The following is a 1,107-nucleotide window of genomic DNA, read 5'->3' on the forward strand; positions in this document are numbered from 1 at the left end:
CCTTCGCGAGGAGTCCGTCGGGGGCGCCGGGCGCCGGGGCGCTGGCGATGACGTCGCCGACGGCCACCGGCTTGGCGGGAGCGGGGGAGCCGTCGGAGGGGGAGTTCTGGCTGCCCTTGGGGGGCTTCGGGGCCGGGGCTATGACGGCCCGCTGGCTGCCCTTGTCGTAGGAGGCCACCCGCAGCGAGGACTTCTCCGGCCGGCCCTCGCCGGTGGAGGTGCGGGCCAGCGGCGTCGGATCGGCGGACCCCTGGGGCGCGGCGGCCACTTCGAGCTGCTGGGAGCCGCCTGCGGCCGGGGCGCCGGGGGCGGCCCCCGGGCCGGCGGAGCCGGTGTGCGCCGGCGAGGAGCAGCCGGCGGCGGCGAGCGCCAGCGTGGTCAGGCCGGGAAGCAGGAGGCGTTGGGCGAACGTGCGCACGTAGGTAGAACCATTCGGTAAATGGGGGGAATTGAACGCGTTACCGAGAAGTAACGTGAGGGTTGATCATGACATGAACGGAGCGGTCCGGTCATCTCGGGATCCGGCCAACTCGCCTGCGCCAGCTGAAGGTTGAAACTTCAAAAGTGGTGGGAGGGCGCCGGGTGGCCGACAGGGGCTCCCCGCCGTCCCCAGCCCCTTCGTCGAAAGGGCGGCCGCCCACCCCGCCGCGCCAACAGGTGGGCCCGCGCCCGCTGCGCGGGCCGGTCCCCGTCGCTCAGGCGATCCCGACGGTGTACGCGGCCCGGTAGCCGCCGCCCTCGGCCACGGGCGTCAGCGTCATGGTCCCCCCGGCCGCCCGGTACCGGTCGTCGTGCGCGTTGGGGCTGCGCGGCGCCCTGCGGCGGGCGTACGGCTGCCGGGCGTACACCTCGCGCAGGAAGTCCTCGGGGAGGAAGAACTGCGAGGTCGTCTCGGTGCGGGCATCGGGGCGCACCTTGAAGTGGATGTGCGGCGCCAGGCCCGCGTACCAGCCCGGAACGATCGTCCGGAACGCGCACCGCCCCGAGGCGTCGGTCGTCTGGACCCCGCGCAGGAAGCTCTCCCGCCCCTCCGAATAGACCCCGGCGGCATCCGCCTGCCAGATGTCCACGGCCGCCCCCGCGAGCGGACGGCACCCCGCCGAGGCC

At 74.7% G+C, this 1,107-nt stretch carries 1 protein-coding gene and 1 pseudogene; both read right to left on the reverse strand.

Annotated features, from left to right (window positions below; all coding sequences use genetic code 11):
• Positions 1-418: pseudogene (locus VR44_RS37100) on the reverse strand (hypothetical protein); the annotation flags it as partial.
• 277 nt (positions 419-695) lie between these two features.
• On the reverse strand, positions 696-1,107 hold a 412-nt coding region (locus VR44_RS37105; RefSeq protein ID WP_045952076.1), incomplete at its 5' end, for a dioxygenase family protein.

The sequence above is a fragment of the Streptomyces katrae genome (genome assembly GCF_000966975.1).
Taxonomy (GTDB): domain Bacteria; phylum Actinomycetota; class Actinomycetes; order Streptomycetales; family Streptomycetaceae; genus Streptomyces; species Streptomyces katrae.